Genomic DNA, 21542 nt, shown 5'->3' on the forward strand with positions numbered 1-21542 from the left:
GGATTCTTATGAGTAAGGTTGGCGGTACTCAGCTTCATATTCGTAACGTGAACAAATCTTTTGGCGCAACACGAGTGCTCTCAGGTATCGATTTAAACATTAAACAAGGAGAGTTTGTTGCGATTGTGGGCCGTAGTGGATGCGGAAAAAGCACGCTGCTTCGCCTTATTGCAGGCTTGGATGAAGCGACGAGCGGAGCCATTATGCTGGATGCTCAAGGCATTCAAGGCGTGCACCAAGATACGCGTGTACTTTTTCAAGAACATCGGCTTCTTCCTTGGAAAAAGAATATCGATAATGTTCGGATTGGCATTAAATCCGGCGACAAGGAAATTGCTTTTAAAGCGCTGCAGCAAGTTGGCCTTGAACATAAGAAGGATGACTGGCCGGCTGTGCTGTCTGGGGGTCAACGGCAGAGAGTGGCGCTTGCGAGGGCGCTTGCCGGTAATCCTAGACTGCTGCTTTTAGATGAGCCGCTAGGCGCTTTGGATGCGTTAACCCGCATCGAGATGCAGCAGCTCATTGAGCAGCTATGGCTGGAGAAGCAATTCACCGTCTTGCTTGTCACACATGATGTAAGTGAAGCCGTAGCGTTGGCGGATAGAGTCATTGTGATTGAAGACGGGAAGATTGGGCTGGATTTGAAAATATCGCTTGCCAGACCTAGAGAGCATGATAGCGGTTTTGCTTATTTTGAGAAGGTTATTTTGGATCGATTGCTTGTGAAACAACCGTATGAGACAGCGAAAACAGCTGCAGAAGCTTTTTCCATATAGGAAATTTGAAAATGAGGAAATAGGGAGGGCATATAAGATGGCTCAATATGATTTGCAATTACAGGCGGATGTACTCATTATCGGTGGCGGGCCTTCTGGAGCATGGGCGGCAATTACAGCTGCCAAAGAAGGAGCAAAGGTCATCCTTGTCGATAAAGGATATTGCGGAACGAGCGGTGCAACAGCTCCGTCGGGAACAGGGTTGTGGTATGTCAATCCAACAGCCGAAGAACGGGAAGCTGCGATGAAGAGCAGAGAGGCGCTGGGCGGATATCTTGCGGATCGCGGCTGGATGAAGAGGGTATTGGATCAAACCTATAGCAATACGAATCAAATTGCAGCTTGGGGATACCCCTTCCCACTGGACGAAGCAGGTACTTCACATCGGAAAAGTCTGCAAGGACCAGAGTATATGCGTTTAATGCGCAGACAGGTGCAGAAAGCGGGTGTCCGCATTCTCGACCATAGTCCTGCGCTGGAGCTGCTCGCAGATGAGCATGGTGTGGCAGGAGCGACAGGAGTAAACAATCAAACCAAAGATACATGGCGCGTTGATGCTGCATCGGTCGTTATTGCAACCGGAGGCTGCGCGTTCCTGAGTAAAGCGCTGGGCACGAATGTATTAACCGGCGACGGGTACTTGCTTGCCGCAGAAGCAGGAGCAAGCCTTTCAGGCATGGAGTTCTCCACGGCGTACTCGCTAGCTCCGGCATTTTCTCCGGTAACCAAATCAGCTTTCTACACTTGGGCAACGTTTTACTATGAAGATGGCACCGTAATTGAAGGGGCTGGTTCGCAGAGAGGGCGTTCGGTCATTGCCAAAACGCTGCTGACTCAACCTGTATTTGCCCGCATCGATAAAGCGGATGACATTGTCAAGAAGGCGATGCGGCAAGCTCAGCCTAACTTCTTTTTGTCCTTCGATCGCTTGGGCATCGACCCGTTCACACAGAAGTTTCCCGTGACGCTGAGATTTGAAGGGACTGTGCGGGGAACCGGCGGCATTCATATTATCGATGAAACGTGCGCGACGGAGGTACCTGGCCTTTATGCGGCGGGAGATGCCGCGACGAGAGAGCTGATTTGCGGCGGATTTACCGGCGGTGGCAGTCACAATGCGGCATGGGCGATGTCATCGGGATATTTCTCAGGGGAAGCTGCAGCGAAATATGCGCTTAAATTAGGCGTAGGTGCTGCGAATCGCAAGGCCAAAGGTTTGTCAGAAGCAAGCGGTGTTCCGAAAGTCGCAACGACGAGAGCCGATGTAATTGACACACAAGAAATTATCAAAGCGGTTCAAGATGAGGTATTCCCATATGACCGTAACTGGTTCCGCACAGGGGAAGGTTTGCAGAACTCTTTAGGGCGCTTGGATAATCTGTGGCATGAATTAAAACAAGGAATTCAAGCAAGTGATGGCAATATTGTTCGGGTTCGCGAAGCAGCAGCCATGACGGCTACGGCAAGATGGATGTATACCAGCGGACTGGAACGCAAAGAAACCCGAGGCATGCATCGCCGGGAAGATTTCCCGCGTATCGACGAAAATCAAAAATACCGCATTAAGAGCGGCGGTTTGGATAAAACATGGGCGAAGCCATTGGTAGATGGTGCCCAGCCAAGGGTCATTAAGGAGGCTGTTGTCTAATGATAGAACTATTAAGTAAAGATCGCTGCATAAGCTGCAACCAGTGCGTTTCCGTATGCCCAACGAATGTGTTTGAGGCGGTTAAGGGAGATATTCCTGTCATTGCCAGACAATCGGATTGCCAAAGCTGCTTTATGTGCGAATTATATTGCCCGACTGATGCCTTATATGTATCTCCGGTGGCAGAAGAGAAGACAAAGGTGGACGAGAGCGAATTAGTTCAAGATGGCTTAATGGGCAGCTACAAACAGAACGTGGGCTGGGGCAAAGGCAGAGCTTCTACGGCCTCTTCCGACGGTTCGTATATCATTTTCCAACGTATGCATGCATCGCATTAATTGATTTATCATTCATTTCATTTACGAATCAGGGGGTCAAGACATATGAAACAGAGCACTGTGAAGGTGATCAACCTTGCGCTCATTTTAACTTTATTTACCTTTTTATTAGCGGCTTGCGGGGCTAAAACAGAGAAAACCGCGGCTCCGGCAGCCTCCAATGCGGCATCAGACGCAAAAATTTCGCTTCCTGAAACACTGCGAATCGGATTTATTTCAGCAAACAATAACAAGACGATTACCGGACCTGAAGGTTGGGCGCAATCCAAAGGATACTTAGAAAGTGAATTAAAGAAATATGGGGTTAAAGAGTTCAAATACTTCACATTTCCTAACGGACCCAACTTAAACGAGGCTATCTCGGCAGGGACGCTTGACGTTGGTATCTATGGCGACACGCCGGCCATCAATGGGAAAGCGGCAGGTTTGAAGACACGGTTAATCAACGTTACGCAAGTAAATATGAATGCCTGGCTGGTTGCGAAAGCGGACGGTTCCAAGTCGTTGGATGATCTCAAAGGTAAAAAAGTAGCTACTTCACAAGGTTCTTATATGAGCCGTTATTTAACTAGCCTATTGAAAGAGAAGGGGCTTGATAAGGATGTGAAAATCCTGCACTTATTGCCTGCTGATGCAGAAGCCGCCTTATCTCGTGGAGATATTGCCGCTTATGCGTACCCGACTGGTTTCGGACCCTTATTGCTGAAGAAAGGGTATGTGGCGATTGACGAAGCTGCCAGTCATCCGCTTTTGCAAGGCTCCAGCTTGACCGTGGTGACGGAGGATTATCTGGCCAAAAACCCGCAATTTCCTAAGCTGTGGAATGATCTGCGCACCAGAGCGGTCAAAGAAATTCGTGAAAACAACGAAGAATATTTCAAATTTTATGCCGAAGCATCGGGTTATCCGCTGGATGTTGTGAAAGCATCTTTTAAAATTGAGCAATGGCCAGTAGAGGCAGCGCAACCTGACGGACTGAAACTGATTGAAGAAACGAAGAAATTTTTGGTCGATCAAGGCTTAGCGAAGAAAGATTACGCGATCAAGGACTGGTTAGCGAATTAGGAGTGACGCAAATGAGAGAAGTCCCGATATCCCTTGTGAAGGCGAATCAAACAGGAATTGTTGTCTTTGTTCTACTGGCAATAGCGTTTCAGTGGCCTTGGTTAGTTGCTATTCTGTGGGCAATACAGGTACTTGGATTAGCTGGAGGAGCGAAGTGGAATCTATTCATCTCGGTCTTAAAGAGGTTTTTTCCGGAAAATCGAACAGAAACGCAAGCACTTGAGTTGACTAAGTTTAACAATGCTTTGGCTGTCCTATTTCTTTCCATATCCTCCTTAGCTTTCGCAGTGGGTTGGTCTTTGGTGGGTTATCTCTTTGCGGTAGGCTTGCTTTTGGCAGCCGGTGCGGCATTGCTCGGTTATTGTGTAGGCTGCACGATTTACTTCCAGTATAAGCAATTTGTGAGCAGACAACGAATGAAACGTGGTTAATGCATGCCAAATATGGAAAGACTCTCACTTGGAGATAACTTTAGTGAGGGTCTTTTCAAATCAACCTATGTTTACCGAAATTTTGTTAAAAACAGGATTGACACCCTCGTACGCGGATGCTAATATTGGTATATAACTAATTCATACTAATCTTATCGGAATTATACGAAAGGGAGTAAACATCATGGAGCATGCCATCACTATACAAAGCGACGACATTGAATTGTCGGCTACACTGCATTACCCAACGAATCAAACAGGAGCTGCAAAAGCTGATTGTCAGCGCTGGCCGTTGATTATCATCTGTCATGGATTCATCGGCAGCCGGATCGGGGTGGATCGGTTATTTGTGAAGGCAGCACGTGAGTTTAGTTCAAAAGGCTATTTGGTCTTGCGGTTTGATTATGGCGGCTGCGGTGACAGCACAGGGGATTATGGTGCAGGCGGTCTGGACGTTCTCATTGATCAAACGCGCAGAGTGATTGATTATGCATTAACAATTGATTGCGTCGATTTGAGCCGCGTGATATTGGTTGGACATAGCTTGGGCGGAGCTACAGCGGTTCTGACAGCGGCGAAAGATTCCCGTGTTAAAACTCTCGTACTATGGTCGGCAGTAGCCCATCCGCATAATGATATCGTTCGAATTGTTGGCAGAAATGAATATGAGAAATTACCACTTGGCGGCGCCATCGATCATCATGGATATTCACTTACCAGCCGATTCTTTGATACACTTGCGCAGCACCAGCCGTTTGAACAACTGCGCAAATTTAATGGCGATGTACTCGTCATACACGGAACAGCGGATGAAGTTATCCCAGTTGATTATGCCCCTTTATATCAAAAGATGTTCTGGCTGCGCAATGAAGGGCAGTGCGATCTGGATCTGGTCTATCAGGCTGATCACACGTATTCGACTTCCGGAGCGACCAAGGAACTATTGGAGAAAACAAGCAATTGGCTATCCTTCATTCAGAAACAGAAAAACGATTGGAATGATTGGACGATCTGATTAAGAAGCGGAGGAAATTGAGATGGCGAAGCCACTAGAGTTAGATGACATTTGGGTGGATAGAATTAAACAAATGTTGAATGGGTTAGAATACGGATCGGTACAAATTGTGGTACACGACGGTAAAATTGCGCAAATCGATAAAACAGAGAGAAAACGGTTTGACACACCTTCGCAAGCACAATCGCAGCTGCAAGCTGTGAAATCAGTCAAACAAACGAGTAAAGTTTAGCTATTATACGTATTTTACCGATCAGCCCGCTTTCTTCGGAAAGGGGCTGTTTTCATGTGCAAAGAGCAGTATACTGAAGAGAATATATGCAATTGCAGGGTAAGGGGGACGCAGGTGATATGCGCAAACAGCACTTTTTTTGGCGTGATGATCAAAATGTGAATCATTATGTTTATGAATGGCTTCCTGAGGAAGCGGTTACAATGAAAGGGCTTGTGCAGATTGCACACGGAATGGCCGAAACGGCTGAACGATACGAGAGACTGGCCGAGAGGTTGACGAAAAGCGGGTATGCCGTGTATGCGAACGATCATTTGGGGCATGGGCGAACAGCCCGATCGCCGGATGCCGTTGGCAAGTTTGGAAAGGATAGCTTTCGGCGGATGGCGGGAAATATGGGCCAACTGACAGGGCAAATTCGGAAACGGCATCAGGAGGAGCTCCCCTTATTCGTGATGGGGCACAGCATGGGCTCCTTTTTGACCCAATATTACATGGGGACGTACCTCATGCAACATCCCAACCAAGTACAAGGGATCATATTATCAGGCTCTAATGGCAGTGAGGGCGTCGCTCTTAACGCCGGAATTGCGCTAGCGGCTTGCGAATCAGCCATTCGGGGAGATCATCACCGGAGTTCGCTGCTGACGGGGTTGTCTTTTGGTGCGTATAATAAAAAATTCACACCTAATCGTACGTCTTTCGACTGGTTAAGCACTGATCCGGTGGAAGTGGATAAATACGTGGCTGATCCTTACTGTGGTGTCGTGTTTACTTCAGGATTTTTTAGAGATTTCTTCAAAGGACTGAAGGAGATACATCGTCCCGCACATGTGCAGCGGATACCGAAGGAGATACCGCTCTATATTTTTTCCGGTGAAGAAGATCCTGTTGGTGGACATGGGAAAGGGGTGCGAAAGCTCATACGGATGTATGAGAATTACGGACTCCAGAACGTCAGCAGCAAGCTTTATCCAGGCGGGCGGCATGAGATGCTGAATGAAACGAACCGTGAGGAAGTGATGGGGGATTTGGCAGCTTGGCTGGATGAACAGGTTGGTAGAGGTCGTGGGTGACCTTAAAATATAGTTTAAATTAATGATTTGACATATTGCAAATTTGTAATATATAATGGGTGACATGAACAATTCAATTGAGATTTTTAAGGCACTATCCAATGAAGCGCGTATTCAAATTTTAGAATGGCTGAAGGATCCAACAACCCATTTTTCACCCCAGGAAGGGGCTGATCTTCTTACAGTTGGGGTATGTGTGAGTCAAATAACTGAAAAATTAAAGATGAATCAATCTACAGCTTCGCAATATCTCTCAATGCTCCAAAGAGCAGGACTGGTGCATGCGACACGTTTAGGGAAATGGACTTACTACAGAAGAAATGAAGATGCGATTAATGATATTGGTCGTTTTCTTCATAAATAATCTCATCAATATAGAGAAAATTGAATTCATTCTAAGAATTCAATTTTTCTTAGAGCTAACATATCGACAATTTGCAAAATATAAATTTTTTTATCAAATCATATTGATAATTTGTAATATATGAATGTTTGTTTAAAGGAGGTGATGTGCATTTCAACACATTTGGCACAATTTATGAATGACTTGGTCAACAAATATAATCTCAATGGAGAGAGGAATAACGAATATGCAAAACTTTGAATTTCAAAACCCGACTAAACTTTTGTTTGGAAAGGGTCAAATAAGCAGCCTGAAAAAAGAAATTCTTGCTTACGGCAAACGCATCTTGCTAGTGTACGGTGGAGGAAGCATAAAAAAAATTGGACTGTACGATAAAGTTATCAATGAACTGAAGGAAATCGGTGCATTTGTCATTGAATTAGGAGGGGTTGAACCGAATCCACGACTAACAACCGTGCAAAGAGGGATTAACCTCATAAGAGAAAATCAGCTTGATTTTATTCTTGCAGTGGGCGGCGGCAGCGTCATTGATGGTGCTAAAGCCATTGCCGCGGGTGTGCCATACGATGGCGACGTATGGGATATCGTGACTAGTAAGGTGAGTGCCCCTTCTAATTCCGTACCGATTGGCACAGTTATAACGATAGCGGGAACGGGATCAGAAATGAACGGAAATTCCGTCATTACGAATTGGGAAACGAATACGAAAGCATTCTTTAACTCTAATTATGTGCTTCCAAAATTCAGTGTTCTAGATCCAGAGCTTACAATCTCTGTACCTCGTGATCAAACGGTATACGGCAGTGTTGATATTATGTCACATGTCTTTGAACAATATTTTCATGGTTCGAGCAATGCCCCTCTTCAAGAAAGAATCGGAGAAGCGATTCTTCGCACCGTTATCGAGACCGCGCCTAAGCTGGTGAACGATCTGAACAATTACGAATATCGCGAGATCATGTTATTAAACGGAACACTTGCTTTAAATGGGCTAACTGCAATGGGTGTCAGTCCGGATTGGTCGACTCATCTAATTGAACATGCCGTATCAGCTGTCCATGACATCCCTCATGGCGGTGGGATTGCGATCATTGCCCCGCACTGGATGGAACATGTCGCGGCGGTACGTCCAGAGAAAGTCGCACAGTTGGGTGTTCGTGTATTCGATCTGGATCCAACAGGAAAAACGGATGCCCAATTAGCAGCGGAAGCGATTCAGTCTCTCAAGAATTTTTGGGAATCCATTGGAGCGCCTACGAAGCTGTCGGATTATGGCATCGATGACAAGGAAATTGAATTGATGACAGAAAGGTCTATGCTTGCCGATCAAATAGGGAGCTATGTCCCTCTTTCAAAAGAAGATGTCAGAAAGATTTTGAGAAATTCTTTATAATGTACGCAAAACGGGCTGTCTCAAGATGAGACAGCCCGTTTTTACATTAGCTAGTGCCTAAACTAATGGTTCATATAGAATCAGTTTAGCCTTCAATTTTCACGCCGGTCATTTCCTCGCTCATGATCCACAAGCGTTCTGCCATGTCAGGGTCGACGGCCCAAGGAAGAACGCCATGATACTGTTGGCTCATATCTCCCATCTTAAAGTCAGCGATTAACTCAGCAATGTTGCAGTCCAAGCAGTATACGCCGCCTTTTCCTTCCAACTGCTGGCTTGTTGCACACCAAACGCTTGTTGCTGCTCCTTGCTCTGTTGTTTTGAATATGCCACCAACACCACGCTCTTGATCAGATAAAAAACGAGCAAGTTCAGTGTCAATTCGGCCTGGATGCACGGAGAACGCACGGATTCCATCCGCATACCCGCGCTTGTCCAGGCCGACCGCAAACAAAGCATTGGCCGATTTTGACTGGCCGTAAGCTTTCCATTTATCGTATTCGTGCTTTTCAAAGTTAGGATCTTCGAAGTCAACACCGCCGAAACGAACTCCAGCTGAGGAAAGCGATATGACTCGAGCGTTCCTTGCTTGCTTCAATGCCGACCATAGACGCAATGTCAATTGGAAGTGGCCCAAGTGATTCGTAGCAAATTGAGATTCATAGCCGCGTGCATCGCGAACTAGTGGAGGTGCCATAATACCCGCGTTTGCGAACAAATAGTGAAGCGGTCTGCCGGAATCAAGAAAATGTTGAGCGAATTTGTCGATGGACGCAGGATCAGACAGATCGAGTTTTTCTATTTCTACGCCAGTAATACCGGCAAGAGCGGTACCGGCTTGCTCGGGAGTACGAGCTGCTACTATGACTGTAGCGCCAGCCGCTGCCAGCGCCCGAGTCGTTTCAAGACCAATACCGGAATGTCCACCGGTTACGATTGCGATTTTACCGTTTAGATTTATGCCGTTAACAATTTCCAAAGCGGTCGTTTCCGCGCCAAAGCCCGATGAGATCGGTGTTTGTGGAGTAATTCTGTATTCGTTGTGAGTCGTCATGATTTAATTCCTCCTCTGAATAATATTGCGCTTTAATAATGAATTACATACTAATCAATCGTTCTCCTAACTCGCCAAATCGATCCACCATTTCGGGGTCAATCGCTAAAGAAGAGACTTGAAGAATGATCACATCATAGCACGATATAGATACTAAGTAAACAAAAAGTGTATTAAACGTCTCAAATGTATCAAATGTTTCATTTGATTAAACTGTATTGTAGAATAGAAAGATTGAAGGAGGAATTTAAAATGAATGCCCCAGTAAAACAGGATGCTAAAACGAAACTACTAAAGAAACTAATTGTATCCGTCAGTAGAGACGGTTTTCAACATTTAAGGATGGACGATATCGCGAAAAATATGGACGTAAGTCGAGCAACTATGTATAGGCATTTTCCATCTAAAGAGGATGTTATGGATGGTGTAGTTCGCATGATCGTTGATTACATCGAAAGGCTTGAGGAGAGTAAAGAAAACGAAGATGAATCGTATTTTTGCGTCTGGTTTCAGCAGCTGTTTGAACAATCAGTATCACTCGTAGAGTATATTACTGACGTTTTAATGAAAGATTTGCAAATAGCGTATCCTGACCTCTACAACATGCTTAAGGGCGTATTGCAGAAGCGCGAAGAAAATTCTCTCCGCTTTTATCGACAAGGAAAAGACAAGGGCATTTTTAACACAATCAACGAAAAGTTTATTTTGCTGCAAGATGATCTTCTGCTACACGAAATCACTAGTGTTAGATATTTGCTCAACAATCAAACAACAATAAAGGAAGTGCTGAACGACTATTATCAGTTTAAAAAAATACAGCTATTTAAAGCTGATAAAATTTCGCTTGTTGATGATGCCAATATTAATTCCGTTATAGATCGGCTATCAGAAAAATTCAATCGGACGCTTATGTAAACTAATCCATTCAGCTTCAGTTGCGTAAAGACTTCTAGATATCGTAGAAGCTGCTAACATGTTCCTAAAATATTTGCTAAGCATACAAGGTCACTTACTATCAAATCTGGATTAGTATTCCCCGGTGATTCAACGTAGCCGCTATGTTTACCAAATTCGTTTGGGCGAGGAATATATACCGTTGAGATGCCAGCATTAGCAGCACCGTCCAAGTCTGTAGGATGAGCTGCAACCATCAATATTTCTTGAGGATTTCCACCAAGGAGATTCACTGCATCCACATAAATAGTTGGATCAGGCTTAAATTTTTTAAACATTTGACCTGATATAATAAAGTCCCATGGTAGGTTCCAATATTTCTCCATATCTAGTAAAAGTCTAAAATCACCGTTAGAGAAGGGACCTAACCTATATTTTTTGCTCAGTTGTAATAAACCAGGTAAAGAATCGCACCATGGCCTTAACCGATGCCAAATTAAATTAAGTTTTTCGACATCCTCTGTACTCATAAACGAGATTCTATAACGCTCAATTAACTCAAGTAATTTTCTTTTATTAATCACATCATTTGTTTCCCAGGGCCTTAAACCTTTGACTATTTCATCCACTGCATTAATATAACTTTCCACTCTCCATGAATTTGCAAAGGAATTCCAATCTATCGAGAAACCATACTTATTTCCTAAACAAATACCGGTATCTACAATAGCACCGTGCCAATCCATCACAGTACCAAACGTATCAAACATAATAATTTTTATTTTTGAAATATCCATGAGAACCCCCTTGCAGTGTGTAGAATGTGCAATTTCATTATTATATTCATTAATAAGAATCCATATGGCTAATTTAAAAGTGAAAGCTGAACGGAGAGAATGTTCTAAAGATCTAATTCTTGCGCCTAACGTCTTGTATATGGGTTAATGTGCTAGGGAAACTTAACTTCTGATGGAGAAATGATGAAGACATTGGAGGAATTGTGATGCCAAGAACTCAATTTAAGGCTCTAAGGATGGCGAGACTGCTGATCATAACGCTAATGCTTCTCCCCGTAAGCTTGGCAACCTACAAGCAAAATGTCGCAACGGCAGCAGAACCGACATTTATTACTGCGACTTCGGAATCGGGTAGTAACGATAATCAGGACGAAGAACTAGTTAAAACGCTTCCGGGCTTTCAGAATGGAACTAAAACGGTCAATGGAATCAAACTTCACTATGTAGAAGGCGGCAAAGGCGAACCGCTATTTTTGCTGCCAGGATGGCCCGAAACGTGGTATGAATATCGCAAAATAATGCCTGAGTTAGCTAAGCATTATCATGTTTATTCCATCGATATTCGAGGAATGGGCAGTTCCGATAAGCCTACAACCGGCTATGACAAGAAAACGATGGCATCCGATATTTATGCATTGATGAACGAGCTGGGCTATAAGAATATTTATATTGCAGGCCATGATATCGGGTCCACGGTTGCTTATGCTTTCGCAGCCAATTACCCGCAAGCCACAAAAAAACTAGCCATGCTTGACATTTCACATCCAGACAACAACATGCTGAAGTTACCTCTCGTGGCACCATCTGGCTCGTACGATGAGAATAATCCAGCCCGTGTAAAGTTTCCGTGGTGGTGGGCGTTTAACGCTGTACCCAATTTGCCGGAACAATTACTGCATGGTAAAAATCTAGACATAGCCTACAATTGGGCTTACGATTATTTATCCTATGACAAACCTGCTCTTACCCCACAAGAAAAAGCGATCTATCTCGCGGCCTATGCAAAACCTGATGCACTTCGCGCAGCTAATGATTGGTTTCGTACATTTCGCCAGGATATCGACGATTTCAACACCTATAAAAAACTATCTATGCCGGTCTTGGGTATCTATGGTTCAACGGGCATTAGCGATCTGGGTCCTTTCCTAAAGGAAAATACAAGGAATCCGAAAGTGGTTGAACTTAAAAAAACCGGACATTGGATTGCAGAAGAGCAGCCTGAAGAAGTCATTAAACAGTTTAAGGAGTTTTTTCGATAACAGGTTAGTAAATACATGGATTAATATGCAAAAACACATCGCATCCCAATAAATGGGCGACGATGTGTTTTTTTGATTTTGTAAGCGTGGAAATGAGAGGGGTTTAAGCATTTCGCTGAAGCTGCAAACGGATGCCTTCGCGGTCAATTTGAATCCAGTATTCGACGATTCGTTCGTTTTCGATGCGATAAACAGCGCTTGCAATCTCGATAATCGCTTTGCCTGTAGGCGCATATCCGTCTACTTCGCCGATATGTGTGCCGGTTTGCTTCCAGCGTACGTAGACACGATCATTCTGCGCGATCATTTCTTGGATTTCGAGCTGGAAATCACCGTAAGCGGCAATCATCTCCCTGACATGATCCGCATAATTGGCCGGTGTGCGGTGAACGGTGGTTTCGTTTTCTCCCGTCATTTGATGGGCCAGCACGTGCTCAGCCATATAATCATGAGCGGCATCAGGTTGTATACCGGAGCGAGCTTTCGCAAAAAAATGTTGAACAACTTCGGTTGGGGTCATGGACATGATGAGAACTCCTAACATCTGGAATGTATGATGAGTTTACTGGAATAGCAGAAGAATTTCAAGAGAAGAGTTCGTTCGGCGAACCGGAAAAAGGAACTAGAGAGAGCTATTCAGGCTAAAACAGCCAAACGTGAGATCTAGGGGAACTGCAGGGCTCTATTTGCCCAGGAGACCTGCTAATCCACCCCGAAAGGGGGAATTAGCGGATCACAGTTCCCTAAGATCGCCAGTTTGGCTGTTTATGCAGCTAGTAGCTGAGCAGCTATTTCAGCAGCTGCCGGAACTCCTCGGTCAGCAGCGGCACGACCTCGAACAGATCGCCGACAATGCCGTAGTCGGCTACTTTAAAGATCGGCGCCTCGGCATCCTTGTTAATCGCGATGATGACGCGCGAGGAGCTCATCCCCGCAAGGTGCTGGATGGCGCCGCTAATGCCGCACGCGATGTAGATCTCCGGCGTCACCACCTTGCCGGTCTGGCCGATTTGCATCGCGTATTCGCAGTAGCCCGCGTCGCAAGCTCCGCGGGATGCCCCGACAGCGCCGCCCAAGACGGCAGCCAGCTCTTCGAGCGGCTGGAAGCCTTCGGCGCTGCGCACGCCCCGTCCGCCGGAGACAACGATCTTGGCTTCTGCCAAGTCGATGGCGCCGGACGTTTTTTTAACCACCTCCCGAATGATGCTGCGCAGGGAGGGGGCTGGGTAGGCAACATCGATGACCGAAGCCTGACGCGTGGCGTCTGGCGCTTGCGGCGCGATGTTGTTCGGTCGGATCGTGACGACCCATGGGCCATCCGGATCGGTAAACGCTTTCTTCTCCACAGCTTTGCCAGCGTAAAGCGGCCGGGTGAATTCGACGCGATCGCCGCTGCGCGAGACCGCCGTCACGTCCGACAGCTGGCCGGCGCCAAGCTTCGCTGCGGCCAGCGGTGCCAGATCTCGGCCAGCAGCCGTATGGCCGAAATATAAGGCATCAGGCTTCGCAACGCCAGTTATGGCTAGCAATGCGCTGAGATAGGCTTCCGAGTTGTAGTTATCAAGAGCGGCATCTTCAACAACATAGATGGATTCCGCGCCATATGCAGCAAGTTCGCCTGCTAGAGCTTTGGTGCCGCTCCCGCCAATGAGTGCAGCGTGAATCGCATCGCCTTCCGCAGCAGACAACTGCGCAGCACGTAAGGCTTCAAAGGATACTTGGCGCAGCTTGCCTCCGCGAGCTTCGGCGACAACGAGAAATGTTTTAGCCATGATCGTAGCCTCCCCTTCGTTAAATCACTTTGGATTCGTTGCGTAACGCTTGGACAAGCTCCGTCACCTGCTGCGCGATTTCGCCTTTGAGAATGCGGCCAGCTTGGCGTTCAGGAGGCAGTGTTAATTCAAGTCTTGTCGTCTTGGCGGTGGCTGAGACGGCGCCTTCAATGTCATCAAGGGTTAAGTGTTGAAACGGCTTCTTCTTAGCTTTCATGATGCCTGGCAGGGAAGGGTAACGAGGCTCATTCAAACCTTGCTGTGCAGTGAAAAGAGCTGGGAGCGGAACCTCGACAACTTCAATATCCCCTTCCGCATCACGGTGGGCAACCGCTCCGCCACCCGAGATTTCAAGTTTTGTAATGGATCCAACATGCGGTAAATCAAGAAGAGAGGCTAACCGAATGGCCACTTGCCCAGCACCATTGTCTACAGAGAAGTTACCGCCTAGCAAGAGGTCGAAAGACTGACTGCGCAGGTATTGTGCTAAAATTTCAGCAGCCTCGTATTCATCGCCTTGAATGCGCTCATCGGTGATAAGAACAGCCTCATCTGCCCCCATAGCCAGTGCGGTACGAAGGGCTTCAGCCGTCCTGTCGGGACCTACGGAGAGGAGGGTGACTTTGCCTCCGAATTCATCTCGCAGCTGAATGGCTTGCTCCACAGCGTATTCATCATAAGGATTAATGACGAATTTGGCGCCATCCTCTTGAACGCTTCCTGCTTGCAGAACAATTTTCTCCTCTGTATCAAAGGTTTGCTTCAATAATACAAAAATGTCCATAGCCAAGCTCCTTCCTGAATATACATGTTATACAGACCCTTAAGCCTCGATGCCTTTCATGAAAAAGTTAACCGTAGGGCCGACTTGAGCGGTTAAGGAATACTTTTGCCCGGAGATGAGCCAGGAGGTCACAACTTCATCCATGCCTCCAAAGATGAGAAGCCTTACGAGTTTCGCATCAAAATCGGCGCGGAAGCTCCCGTCTTGTTTGCCTCTTTCTAATATATTTTCAATGAGGATAATATATCTCTTGAGTGCAAGGCCAATCTCTTTGCGCAGCTCCAAATCGCTTTGTCGCAATTCGATTTGCGTGAGAAAGGCAAGATTGACATTCCCTTCAAGCTCGCTGAAATGAATTTCACAAACTTTATAAAGGGCTTCTTTCGCTGTCATCTGTTCGTTGACGCCACTGTTAAACTTCTCTACAAGCTCGCCTAATTTCTCTTGGAACAGGCTGGTCAAGATATCCTCCTTCTTTTTGAAATATAAGTAGATGGTTCCGTCAGCCACACCGGCTTCCTTGGCAATTCGGGATACTTGTGATTTGTGAAAGCCGTTCTCTGCAAATACTTTCAGAGCGCCTTCGAGAATGGCGTAATACTTGTCTGGTTTTTTGCTACTTGTCAAGGAGATCACCTCGGTGTTAAGATACAATTATCGGTGAATGAATACTCATTCATTTTTGTAATTTCATCATAAAATACGTAGTACGCCTTGTCAACGACTTATTCAGCTTAAGAAGCAAGTAAGAAAGTTAGCCGGCTTACACGAATGATTAAGCATTTTTCAACTCTGGAAATAGGGGCATATGGAACTTGCTTTTTTACGATGCTTCCATGTAAGCGCTATCTTTTCAGGTGAGGAGGTCCTCTATGATTGGTTCGCTCATTCAGTTTGTATTGTTTCTAGCGGTTACCGGTTATGCGTTGTTCTTATTTGGCCGAATTGTGTACCACCGATATTTGTACATCCAGTTAGGTAAATCAGTGAATTTGAAGAAAGAAGCAAAAGCCCGGTTGAAGGAGTTTGCCATTCAAGTGTTTGGCCAGACGAAACTATTGAAGGATAAGAAAAGCGGGATCATGCACATCGTTATCTTTTATGGTTTTCTTATTTTACAGCTAGGAGCGCTTGATCTGATTCTAAAAGGATTAATCGGCCGTGGGCTGCCAATACCCGGGTACGAATATTTTACTTTTATCCAGGAAGTGACGGTTGCGCTGATTCTGCTGGCTATGGGGTATGCGACTTATCGCCGTTATATTGAAAAGCTTAAGCGTCTAAAACGGGGCTGGAAGCCCAGCATTGTCGTGTTTTTTATCTTTTTCCTCATGCTGTCCGTTGTAGTAAGCGGGGGTTTTGAACGGGTGCGAGAGGGGCTGGGAGCTTCCGGTTATGCGCCCATTTCATCCGTTTTTGCCGGGATGTTTAGCGGTCTTTCGCACATTGGGGCGACCATAGGATTTTATGTCAGCTGGTGGATGCATTTGCTGATTTTGCTGTCTTTTCTGATCTATGTTCCGCAATCCAAACATTTTCATATCATTACGGCCCCTCTAAACATATTGCTACGGCGCACAGAGCCTACCGGCAAACTGGCTTCGCTTGACTTGGAGGATGAAGAGGCAGAATCATTTGGTGTCGGCAAAGTGGAGGATTTTACGCAAAAGCAGATGCTTGATTTCTACTCTTGTGTAGAGTGCGGGCGCTGCACGAATGTTTGCCCGGCCAATACGACCGGCAAGCTGCTTTCCCCCATGCATCTGATTACGAAGCTTCGTGATCATTTGACGGAAAAGGGCGCTGCTATCACATCCAAATCGCCGTGGGTTCCGGCGGCAGCATTTGCAACACATAGCGGGCATAACCCGCTGGAGGTGGAACTGATCGGCGGTGTCATCACCGAGGAGGAGCTATGGGCTTGCACAACCTGCCGCAATTGTGAAGACCAATGTCCAGTTGGCAATGAGCATGTAGATAAAATTGTCGATCTGCGCAGACACCTGGTGTTGACGCAAGGCAGTATGCCGCATGACGGGCAGCGTGCCCTGCAAAACATTGAGCGTCAAGGGAATCCATGGGGAATCTCCCGAAATGATCGCGTGAAATGGGTGAAGGAAGTAGATCCAGGAAATGAACTGAATGTTCGTACGGTGAAGGATAATCCCGATTTTGAGTATCTCTTTTTCCTGGGCTCAATGGGGTCGTATGATAACCGCAGCCGTAAAATTACGCATGCTTTTGTAAAGCTGATGAACGAAGCCGGCATCTCCTTTGCGATATTGGGGAATGAGGAGAAAAATTCCGGGGATACCCCCCGTCGTATGGGGAATGAATTTCTTTTTCAACAGTTGTGTGCTGACAATATTGCGACTTTTCAAAAGTATAAAGTTCAGAAAATCGTAACGACCTGTCCACACACGTATCATATTTTCAAAAATGAATATCCCGAATTTGGCCTGGAGGCCGACGTTTTTCATCACACGGAACTGCTTGATTTATGGGTGAAAGAAGGCCGTTTGAAGCCGCAATACGAGGTGCATGAACGCATCACGTATCACGATTCTTGTTACTTGGGCCGTTACAACGAGGTGTATGAGGAACCACGCAGCATTTTGCGTGCGATTCCAGGGGCCGTACTCGTGGAGCAACCGCGTTCCCGTGAAAACAGTATGTGCTGTGGTGCCGGTGGCGGCATGATGTGGATGGAAGAAACGGCCGGCACACGCGTTAATGTAGCGCGCACGGAACAACTATTGAGTGTGAAGCCGACGGTGATCACTTCAGCCTGTCCCTATTGTTTAACGATGGTCGAGGATGGCACGAAGCTGAAGGAGGTTGAGGAGCAGGTTAAAGCGCGAGATATCGCTGAAATTCTAGCCTTATCTGTATTTGGAACTGCGTAAGACAGTCTGAAAATTTCATGTAGGAGGAAATTTCCATATGACAAAGATTCGTACTGCTGCCGTTATCGGCTCCGGTGTGATGGGCTCCGGCATAGCTGCCCATTTGGCAAATGCAGGCATTCCCGTCTTATTGCTCGATATGGTGCCGGCCCAATTACTGCCACAAGAAGAAGCCGCAGGATTAACGTTGGAGCATCCAAAAGTACGGAACCGTCTTGCGGTTAGCGCGATGGATAAGCTCAAAAAAACGAACCCGGCCCCCTTATACAGTGAGGCTTTCATCGACCGACTTACACCAGGCAACTTGGAAGATGATTTGGCAAAGCTCGGCCAGGTAGATTGGATCATTGAAGTCATCGTGGAAAATTTACAGGCGAAGCAGCAGTTATTAAGCCGAATTGAAAAGGTATGGAAGCCCGGGACGATCGTCTCGTCTAACACCTCCGGTATTTCGATTCATGCAATGACCCAGAACGTAGGCGATGAATTTAAAAAACATTTCTTAGGCACTCATTTCTTTAATCCGCCTCGTTATATGAAGCTTCTGGAAGTCATTCCAAGTCAATACACAGATCCGGCGATTATTTCTTTCATGACGGAGTTTTGCGAGAAAAAATTAGGAAAGGGCGTCGTGCAAGCCAAGGATACACCGAATTTTATTGCAAATCGGATTGGCACTTACGGACTTTTAGTTACACTGCGTGAAATGATCGCCAACGGATATTCCGTCGAAGAAGTCGATGCCGTGACAGGTCCTGCCATGGGCCGGCCGAAAAGTGCGACATTCCGAACGCTAGATCTCGTTGGTCTGGATACTTTTGTACATGTCGCGAATAACGTGTTTGGGCTTGTAACGGATCCAAGCGAGAAGGCTGTTTTCGACACACCGGCTATTTTACAGACCATGGTGGAAAAGGGTTGGATCGGCGAAAAAACAGGTCAAGGCTTTTATAAAAAAGTGAAAAGTGAAACTGGTAAAGAAATCCAGTCGCTAGATGTAAACAGCATGACGTATGCAGCAGGCCGGAAAATCAGTTCAGTCTCCCTTGAAGGAGCTAAGCAGGCCAAAGGCGCAAGCGGAAAGCTTAAGGCGCTGCTAGGTGGCAAAGACCGATACTCGGAGCTGGCGTGGAACATTTTGAAACCGGTGCTGCTGTACTCGGCTGCAAAGTTGGATGAGATCGCAGACTCCATCGTCGAAATCGATAATGCGCTCAAATGGGGATTTAACTGGGATTTGGGGCCTTTTGAAACATGGGATGCTATTGGACTTAAGCGTTCTGTGGAGCGTATGGAGGCGGAGGGCAGCGAGGTGCCTGACTGGGTTAAAGCTTGGATTGCTGCGGGCAACGACAGCTTTTATACAAGTAAAGAAGGGCAAGGCTTCTACTATTTAAAAAATGAGTGTAAAGGTATTGAATCAAGACCCGAGTTGATTTCTTTGGCAGCTTTAAAACAGCAAAAGAAAGTTATTCGTTCGAATAGCGGCGCAAATTTAATTGATATTGGCGATGGAGTTGCCTGCTTGGAGTTTCAATCTCCCAACAACGCCGTAGGCGGAGATATTCTCACGATGATTCAGATGAGCGTTGATGAAGTTCGCAGCAATTACCGTGGGCTTGTCGTCGCAAACGAAGGGAAAAATTTCTGTGTCGGCGCCAACTTAATGCTGCTGCTTATGGAAGCGCAAGATGGCGAATGGGATGAAGTGGACGGCATTATTCGCTTATTTCAAAACTCCATGATGAAGCTTAAAGGATTGGATAAACCGGTAGTGGCAGCGCCTCATAAAATGACGCTCGGCGGCGGTGTTGAAGCTTGTATGCCGGCCGATCAAATCATTTTCTCATCGGAGACGTATTATGGGCTCGTTGAAGTTGGCGTGGGCTTAATTCCTGCCGGTGGCGGCTGTAAGGAACTGGCGCTAAGGGCAAGCTCTTTGGTGCGCGATCCAGAAGTGGATCTGCAACCATGGATCAACGCAAGCTTTGAGACCGTGGCGATGGCCAAGGTGTCGACAAGCGGGCATGATACGAAACGGCTCGGGTATATGCGGCCTCAAGATACGGTTGTTATCAATCCGGATCATCGGATTTATGAAGCCAAACAAGCCGTTCTGCGCATGGATGCGGCGGGTTATACCCCACCTGTGCGAGAAAAGATCCGCGTTGTCGGCGAAAATGGCAAAGCGGTCATGCAAGTTGGCGCGTACTCCATGAAGCAAGGCGGCTATATCAGTGACCATGATGTACTTATCGCAAATAAGTTAGCGCATGTGCTTGCAGGTGGCAATGTACCGGCTGGCACGCTGGTCACCGAGCAATATTTGCTTGATCTGGAAAGAGAAGCTTTCCTCAGCCTGTGCGGGGAGTTGAAAACACAACAACGCATGCAATATATGCTTTCTAAGGGAAAACCGCTGCGCAACTAAGTGGTGTAAGCGTAGGGAGAGATGAATGGAAATGTAAATAGGAACAAAAATTCAAACGGAAATTCATAAAGAGCACGCCTTACTACTCTAATTGAGGTGAGAAACGATGAAGGAAGCAGTCATTGTATCGATTACGCGCACCGCCGTCGGACGCGCAAAGAAAGGCAGCTTCGCTCAAACGAGAGCGGAGGATCTGGGCAAAGCCGTCTTGGAGGAGGCTGTGCGGAGGGCTCCTGGCCTCGATAAAGGCGATGTTGACGATATCATCATCGGTTGTGCGATGCCGGAGGGCGAGCAAGGGCTTAACTTCGCCCGCACGATGTCGCTTTATGCGGGCTTTCCGGTGACCGTGCCGGCAATCACGGTCAATCGCTTCTGCTCCTCCGGGCTGCAGGCCATCGCTTATGCGGCGGAGCGCATCATGCTGGGCCACGCGGAGGTGATCATTGCCGGAGGCGTAGAGAGCATGAGCCACGTCCCGATGACGGGCTTCAAGTTCTCGCCGCATCCGCAGCTTGTTGAGACCATGCCCGAAGTGTTCATGGGCATGGGGCATACGGCCGAAGCTGTAGCGCAGCGCTTCGGTATCTCGCGCGAAGCGCAGGATGGCTTCGCGGCGCGAAGCCATCGTCTGGCGGCTGCGGCGATTGCAGCCGGCAAGTTCGTGGATGAGATCGTGCCGGTGGCCACGAGCGTGAAGGGCCTTGACGAACGCGGCAAAGCGTTTGAGCGTTCGTTTGTTTTTGCCGTGGATGAGGGCGTTCGCCCCGATACATCCGTGGAAGTGCTTGCCAAGCTGAAGCCTGCGTTCAGCTTGAACGGCACGGTTACGGCGGGCAACGCGTCACAGACGTCGGACGGCGCAGCGGCGGCCGTGCTGATGAGCCGCGAGCGCGCGGAGGCGCTCGGGTTGAAGCCGCTGGCGACGTTCAAGTCTTTTGCACTTTCCGGTGTGGAGCCGGAAATCATGGGGGTTGGCCCGGTGAAGGCGATTCCGAAGGCGCTGCAGATGGCGGGGATCACCCAAGATCAGGTGAATCTGTTTGAAATCAACGAAGCATTCGCTTCGCAATGCTTGCATATTATTCGCGAGCTCGGATTGAACGAGGAGCTGGTGAATGTGAACGGCGGCGCCATTGCCCTCGGGCATCCGCTTGGATGTACCGGCGCGAAGCTGACGACCTCATTGATTCATGAGCTGCAGCGGCGCGGTGGCGGTTATGGCGTAGTATCGATGTGTATCGGCGGTGGGATGGGCGCTGCTGGAGTATTTCAGGTCCACGCTTGACCCTCGAATTTAGCTGTAT

21 protein-coding genes are annotated in these 21542 nt (G+C 47.1%); 15 read left to right on the forward strand and 6 right to left on the reverse strand.

Going from position 1 to position 21542, the window contains the following annotated elements:
* The first annotated feature begins 8 nt into the window (after positions 1–8).
* From ACKTT9_RS16040 to ACKTT9_RS16085, 10 genes are all read left to right on the forward strand, one after another.
* Positions 9–776, forward strand: coding sequence for an ATP-binding cassette domain-containing protein (locus tag ACKTT9_RS16040; RefSeq protein ID WP_407872332.1), 768 nt, complete (start codon positions 9–11; stop codon positions 774–776).
* Between the two features lie 37 nt (positions 777–813).
* Entirely contained in the window at positions 814–2424 is a 1611-nt protein-coding gene (locus tag ACKTT9_RS16045) for an FAD-dependent oxidoreductase (protein ID WP_407872333.1), read from the forward strand.
* Positions 2424–2762 carry a 4Fe-4S binding protein gene (locus ACKTT9_RS16050; protein WP_407872334.1) on the forward strand — a complete coding sequence of 113 codons (339 nt, stop codon included), beginning with the start codon at positions 2424–2426 and terminating at the stop codon, positions 2760–2762. The genes ACKTT9_RS16045 and ACKTT9_RS16050 overlap by 1 nt, the downstream gene beginning before the upstream one ends.
* Positions 2763–2807: 45 nt before the next feature.
* Positions 2808–3827 (forward strand): ABC transporter substrate-binding protein, encoded by a 1020-nt coding sequence (locus ACKTT9_RS16055; protein ID WP_315949631.1) that lies wholly within the window; start codon positions 2808–2810, stop codon positions 3825–3827.
* A gap of 11 nt (positions 3828–3838) precedes the next feature.
* Positions 3839–4258 carry a DUF4395 domain-containing protein gene (locus ACKTT9_RS16060; RefSeq protein WP_315949632.1) on the forward strand — a complete coding sequence of 140 codons (420 nt, stop codon included), beginning with the start codon at positions 3839–3841 and terminating at the stop codon, positions 4256–4258.
* A 184-nt stretch (positions 4259–4442) separates the two neighbouring features.
* The gene (locus ACKTT9_RS16065; RefSeq protein WP_157324812.1) at positions 4443–5273 is read left to right on the forward strand and encodes a S9 family peptidase; all 831 of its coding nucleotides are present in this window, start codon (positions 4443–4445) and stop codon (positions 5271–5273) included.
* 22 nt (positions 5274–5295) lie between these two features.
* Entirely contained in the window at positions 5296–5505 is a 210-nt protein-coding gene (locus ACKTT9_RS16070) for a YezD family protein (RefSeq protein WP_315949633.1), read from the forward strand.
* Between the two features lie 119 nt (positions 5506–5624).
* Entirely contained in the window at positions 5625–6581 is a 957-nt protein-coding gene (locus tag ACKTT9_RS16075) for a lysophospholipase (RefSeq protein ID WP_407872335.1), read from the forward strand.
* A 64-nt stretch (positions 6582–6645) separates the two neighbouring features.
* Positions 6646–6945, forward strand: a complete 300-nt coding sequence (locus tag ACKTT9_RS16080) for an ArsR/SmtB family transcription factor (RefSeq protein WP_407872336.1) — start codon at positions 6646–6648, stop codon at positions 6943–6945.
* Positions 6946–7171: 226 nt separating this feature from the next.
* Positions 7172–8338 (forward strand): iron-containing alcohol dehydrogenase, encoded by a 1167-nt coding sequence (locus tag ACKTT9_RS16085; RefSeq protein WP_407872337.1) that lies wholly within the window; start codon positions 7172–7174, stop codon positions 8336–8338.
* 85 nt (positions 8339–8423) lie between these two features.
* On the opposite strand, the gene ACKTT9_RS16090 is transcribed toward ACKTT9_RS16085, so the two are convergent.
* Positions 8424–9392: an SDR family NAD(P)-dependent oxidoreductase gene (locus ACKTT9_RS16090; protein ID WP_407872338.1), complete on the reverse strand. Its 969-nt coding sequence runs from the start codon at positions 9390–9392 to the stop codon at positions 8424–8426.
* A 252-nt stretch (positions 9393–9644) separates the two neighbouring features.
* Between ACKTT9_RS16090 and ACKTT9_RS16095 the strand changes: the two genes are divergently transcribed.
* Entirely contained in the window at positions 9645–10307 is a 663-nt protein-coding gene (locus ACKTT9_RS16095; RefSeq protein ID WP_315949638.1) for a TetR/AcrR family transcriptional regulator, read from the forward strand.
* A 53-nt stretch (positions 10308–10360) separates the two neighbouring features.
* On the opposite strand, the gene ACKTT9_RS16100 is transcribed toward ACKTT9_RS16095, so the two are convergent.
* Positions 10361–11083: an HAD-IA family hydrolase gene (locus ACKTT9_RS16100; protein ID WP_407872339.1), complete on the reverse strand. Its 723-nt coding sequence runs from the start codon at positions 11081–11083 to the stop codon at positions 10361–10363.
* 206 nt (positions 11084–11289) lie between these two features.
* Here ACKTT9_RS16100 and ACKTT9_RS16105 point away from each other — a divergent pair, with 206 nt between their 5' ends.
* Positions 11290–12342, forward strand: coding sequence for an alpha/beta fold hydrolase (locus ACKTT9_RS16105; protein WP_407872340.1), 1053 nt, complete (start codon positions 11290–11292; stop codon positions 12340–12342).
* A 103-nt stretch (positions 12343–12445) separates the two neighbouring features.
* On the opposite strand, the gene ACKTT9_RS16110 is transcribed toward ACKTT9_RS16105, so the two are convergent.
* The 4 genes from ACKTT9_RS16110 to ACKTT9_RS16125 all read right to left on the reverse strand — a co-directional run bounded on the left by ACKTT9_RS16110 (position 12446) and on the right by ACKTT9_RS16125 (position 15525).
* Positions 12446–12862 (reverse strand): ester cyclase, encoded by a 417-nt coding sequence (locus ACKTT9_RS16110; protein ID WP_407873050.1) that lies wholly within the window; start codon positions 12860–12862, stop codon positions 12446–12448.
* Positions 12863–13130: 268 nt separating this feature from the next.
* Positions 13131–14114 carry an electron transfer flavoprotein subunit alpha/FixB family protein gene (locus ACKTT9_RS16115; RefSeq protein ID WP_407872341.1) on the reverse strand — a complete coding sequence of 328 codons (984 nt, stop codon included), beginning with the start codon at positions 14112–14114 and terminating at the stop codon, positions 13131–13133.
* A gap of 19 nt (positions 14115–14133) precedes the next feature.
* On the reverse strand, positions 14134–14898 hold the full coding sequence (locus ACKTT9_RS16120) for an electron transfer flavoprotein subunit beta/FixA family protein (RefSeq protein WP_407872342.1): 765 nt from the start codon (positions 14896–14898) through the stop codon (positions 14134–14136).
* 39 nt (positions 14899–14937) lie between these two features.
* Positions 14938–15525, reverse strand: coding sequence for a TetR/AcrR family transcriptional regulator (locus tag ACKTT9_RS16125; protein ID WP_157326655.1), 588 nt, complete (start codon positions 15523–15525; stop codon positions 14938–14940).
* 245 nt (positions 15526–15770) lie between these two features.
* Between ACKTT9_RS16125 and ACKTT9_RS16130 the strand changes: the two genes are divergently transcribed.
* The 3 genes from ACKTT9_RS16130 to ACKTT9_RS16140 all read left to right on the forward strand — a co-directional run bounded on the left by ACKTT9_RS16130 (position 15771) and on the right by ACKTT9_RS16140 (position 21523).
* Positions 15771–17804 carry a (Fe-S)-binding protein gene (locus ACKTT9_RS16130; RefSeq protein ID WP_407872343.1) on the forward strand — a complete coding sequence of 678 codons (2034 nt, stop codon included), beginning with the start codon at positions 15771–15773 and terminating at the stop codon, positions 17802–17804.
* Positions 17805–17841: 37 nt separating this feature from the next.
* A complete protein-coding gene (locus tag ACKTT9_RS16135; protein WP_407872344.1) occupies positions 17842–20235 on the forward strand; it encodes a 3-hydroxyacyl-CoA dehydrogenase NAD-binding domain-containing protein in 2394 nt (797 codons plus the stop codon).
* 106 nt (positions 20236–20341) lie between these two features.
* Positions 20342–21523, forward strand: coding sequence for an acetyl-CoA C-acyltransferase (locus ACKTT9_RS16140; protein ID WP_407872345.1), 1182 nt, complete (start codon positions 20342–20344; stop codon positions 21521–21523).
* Positions 21524–21542: the final 19 nt, after the last annotated feature.

Origin of the sequence: Paenibacillus sp. P36 (genome assembly GCF_045866505.1) — a bacterium.
GTDB lineage: Bacteria > Bacillota > Bacilli > Paenibacillales > NBRC-103111 > Paenibacillus_E > Paenibacillus_E chondroitinus.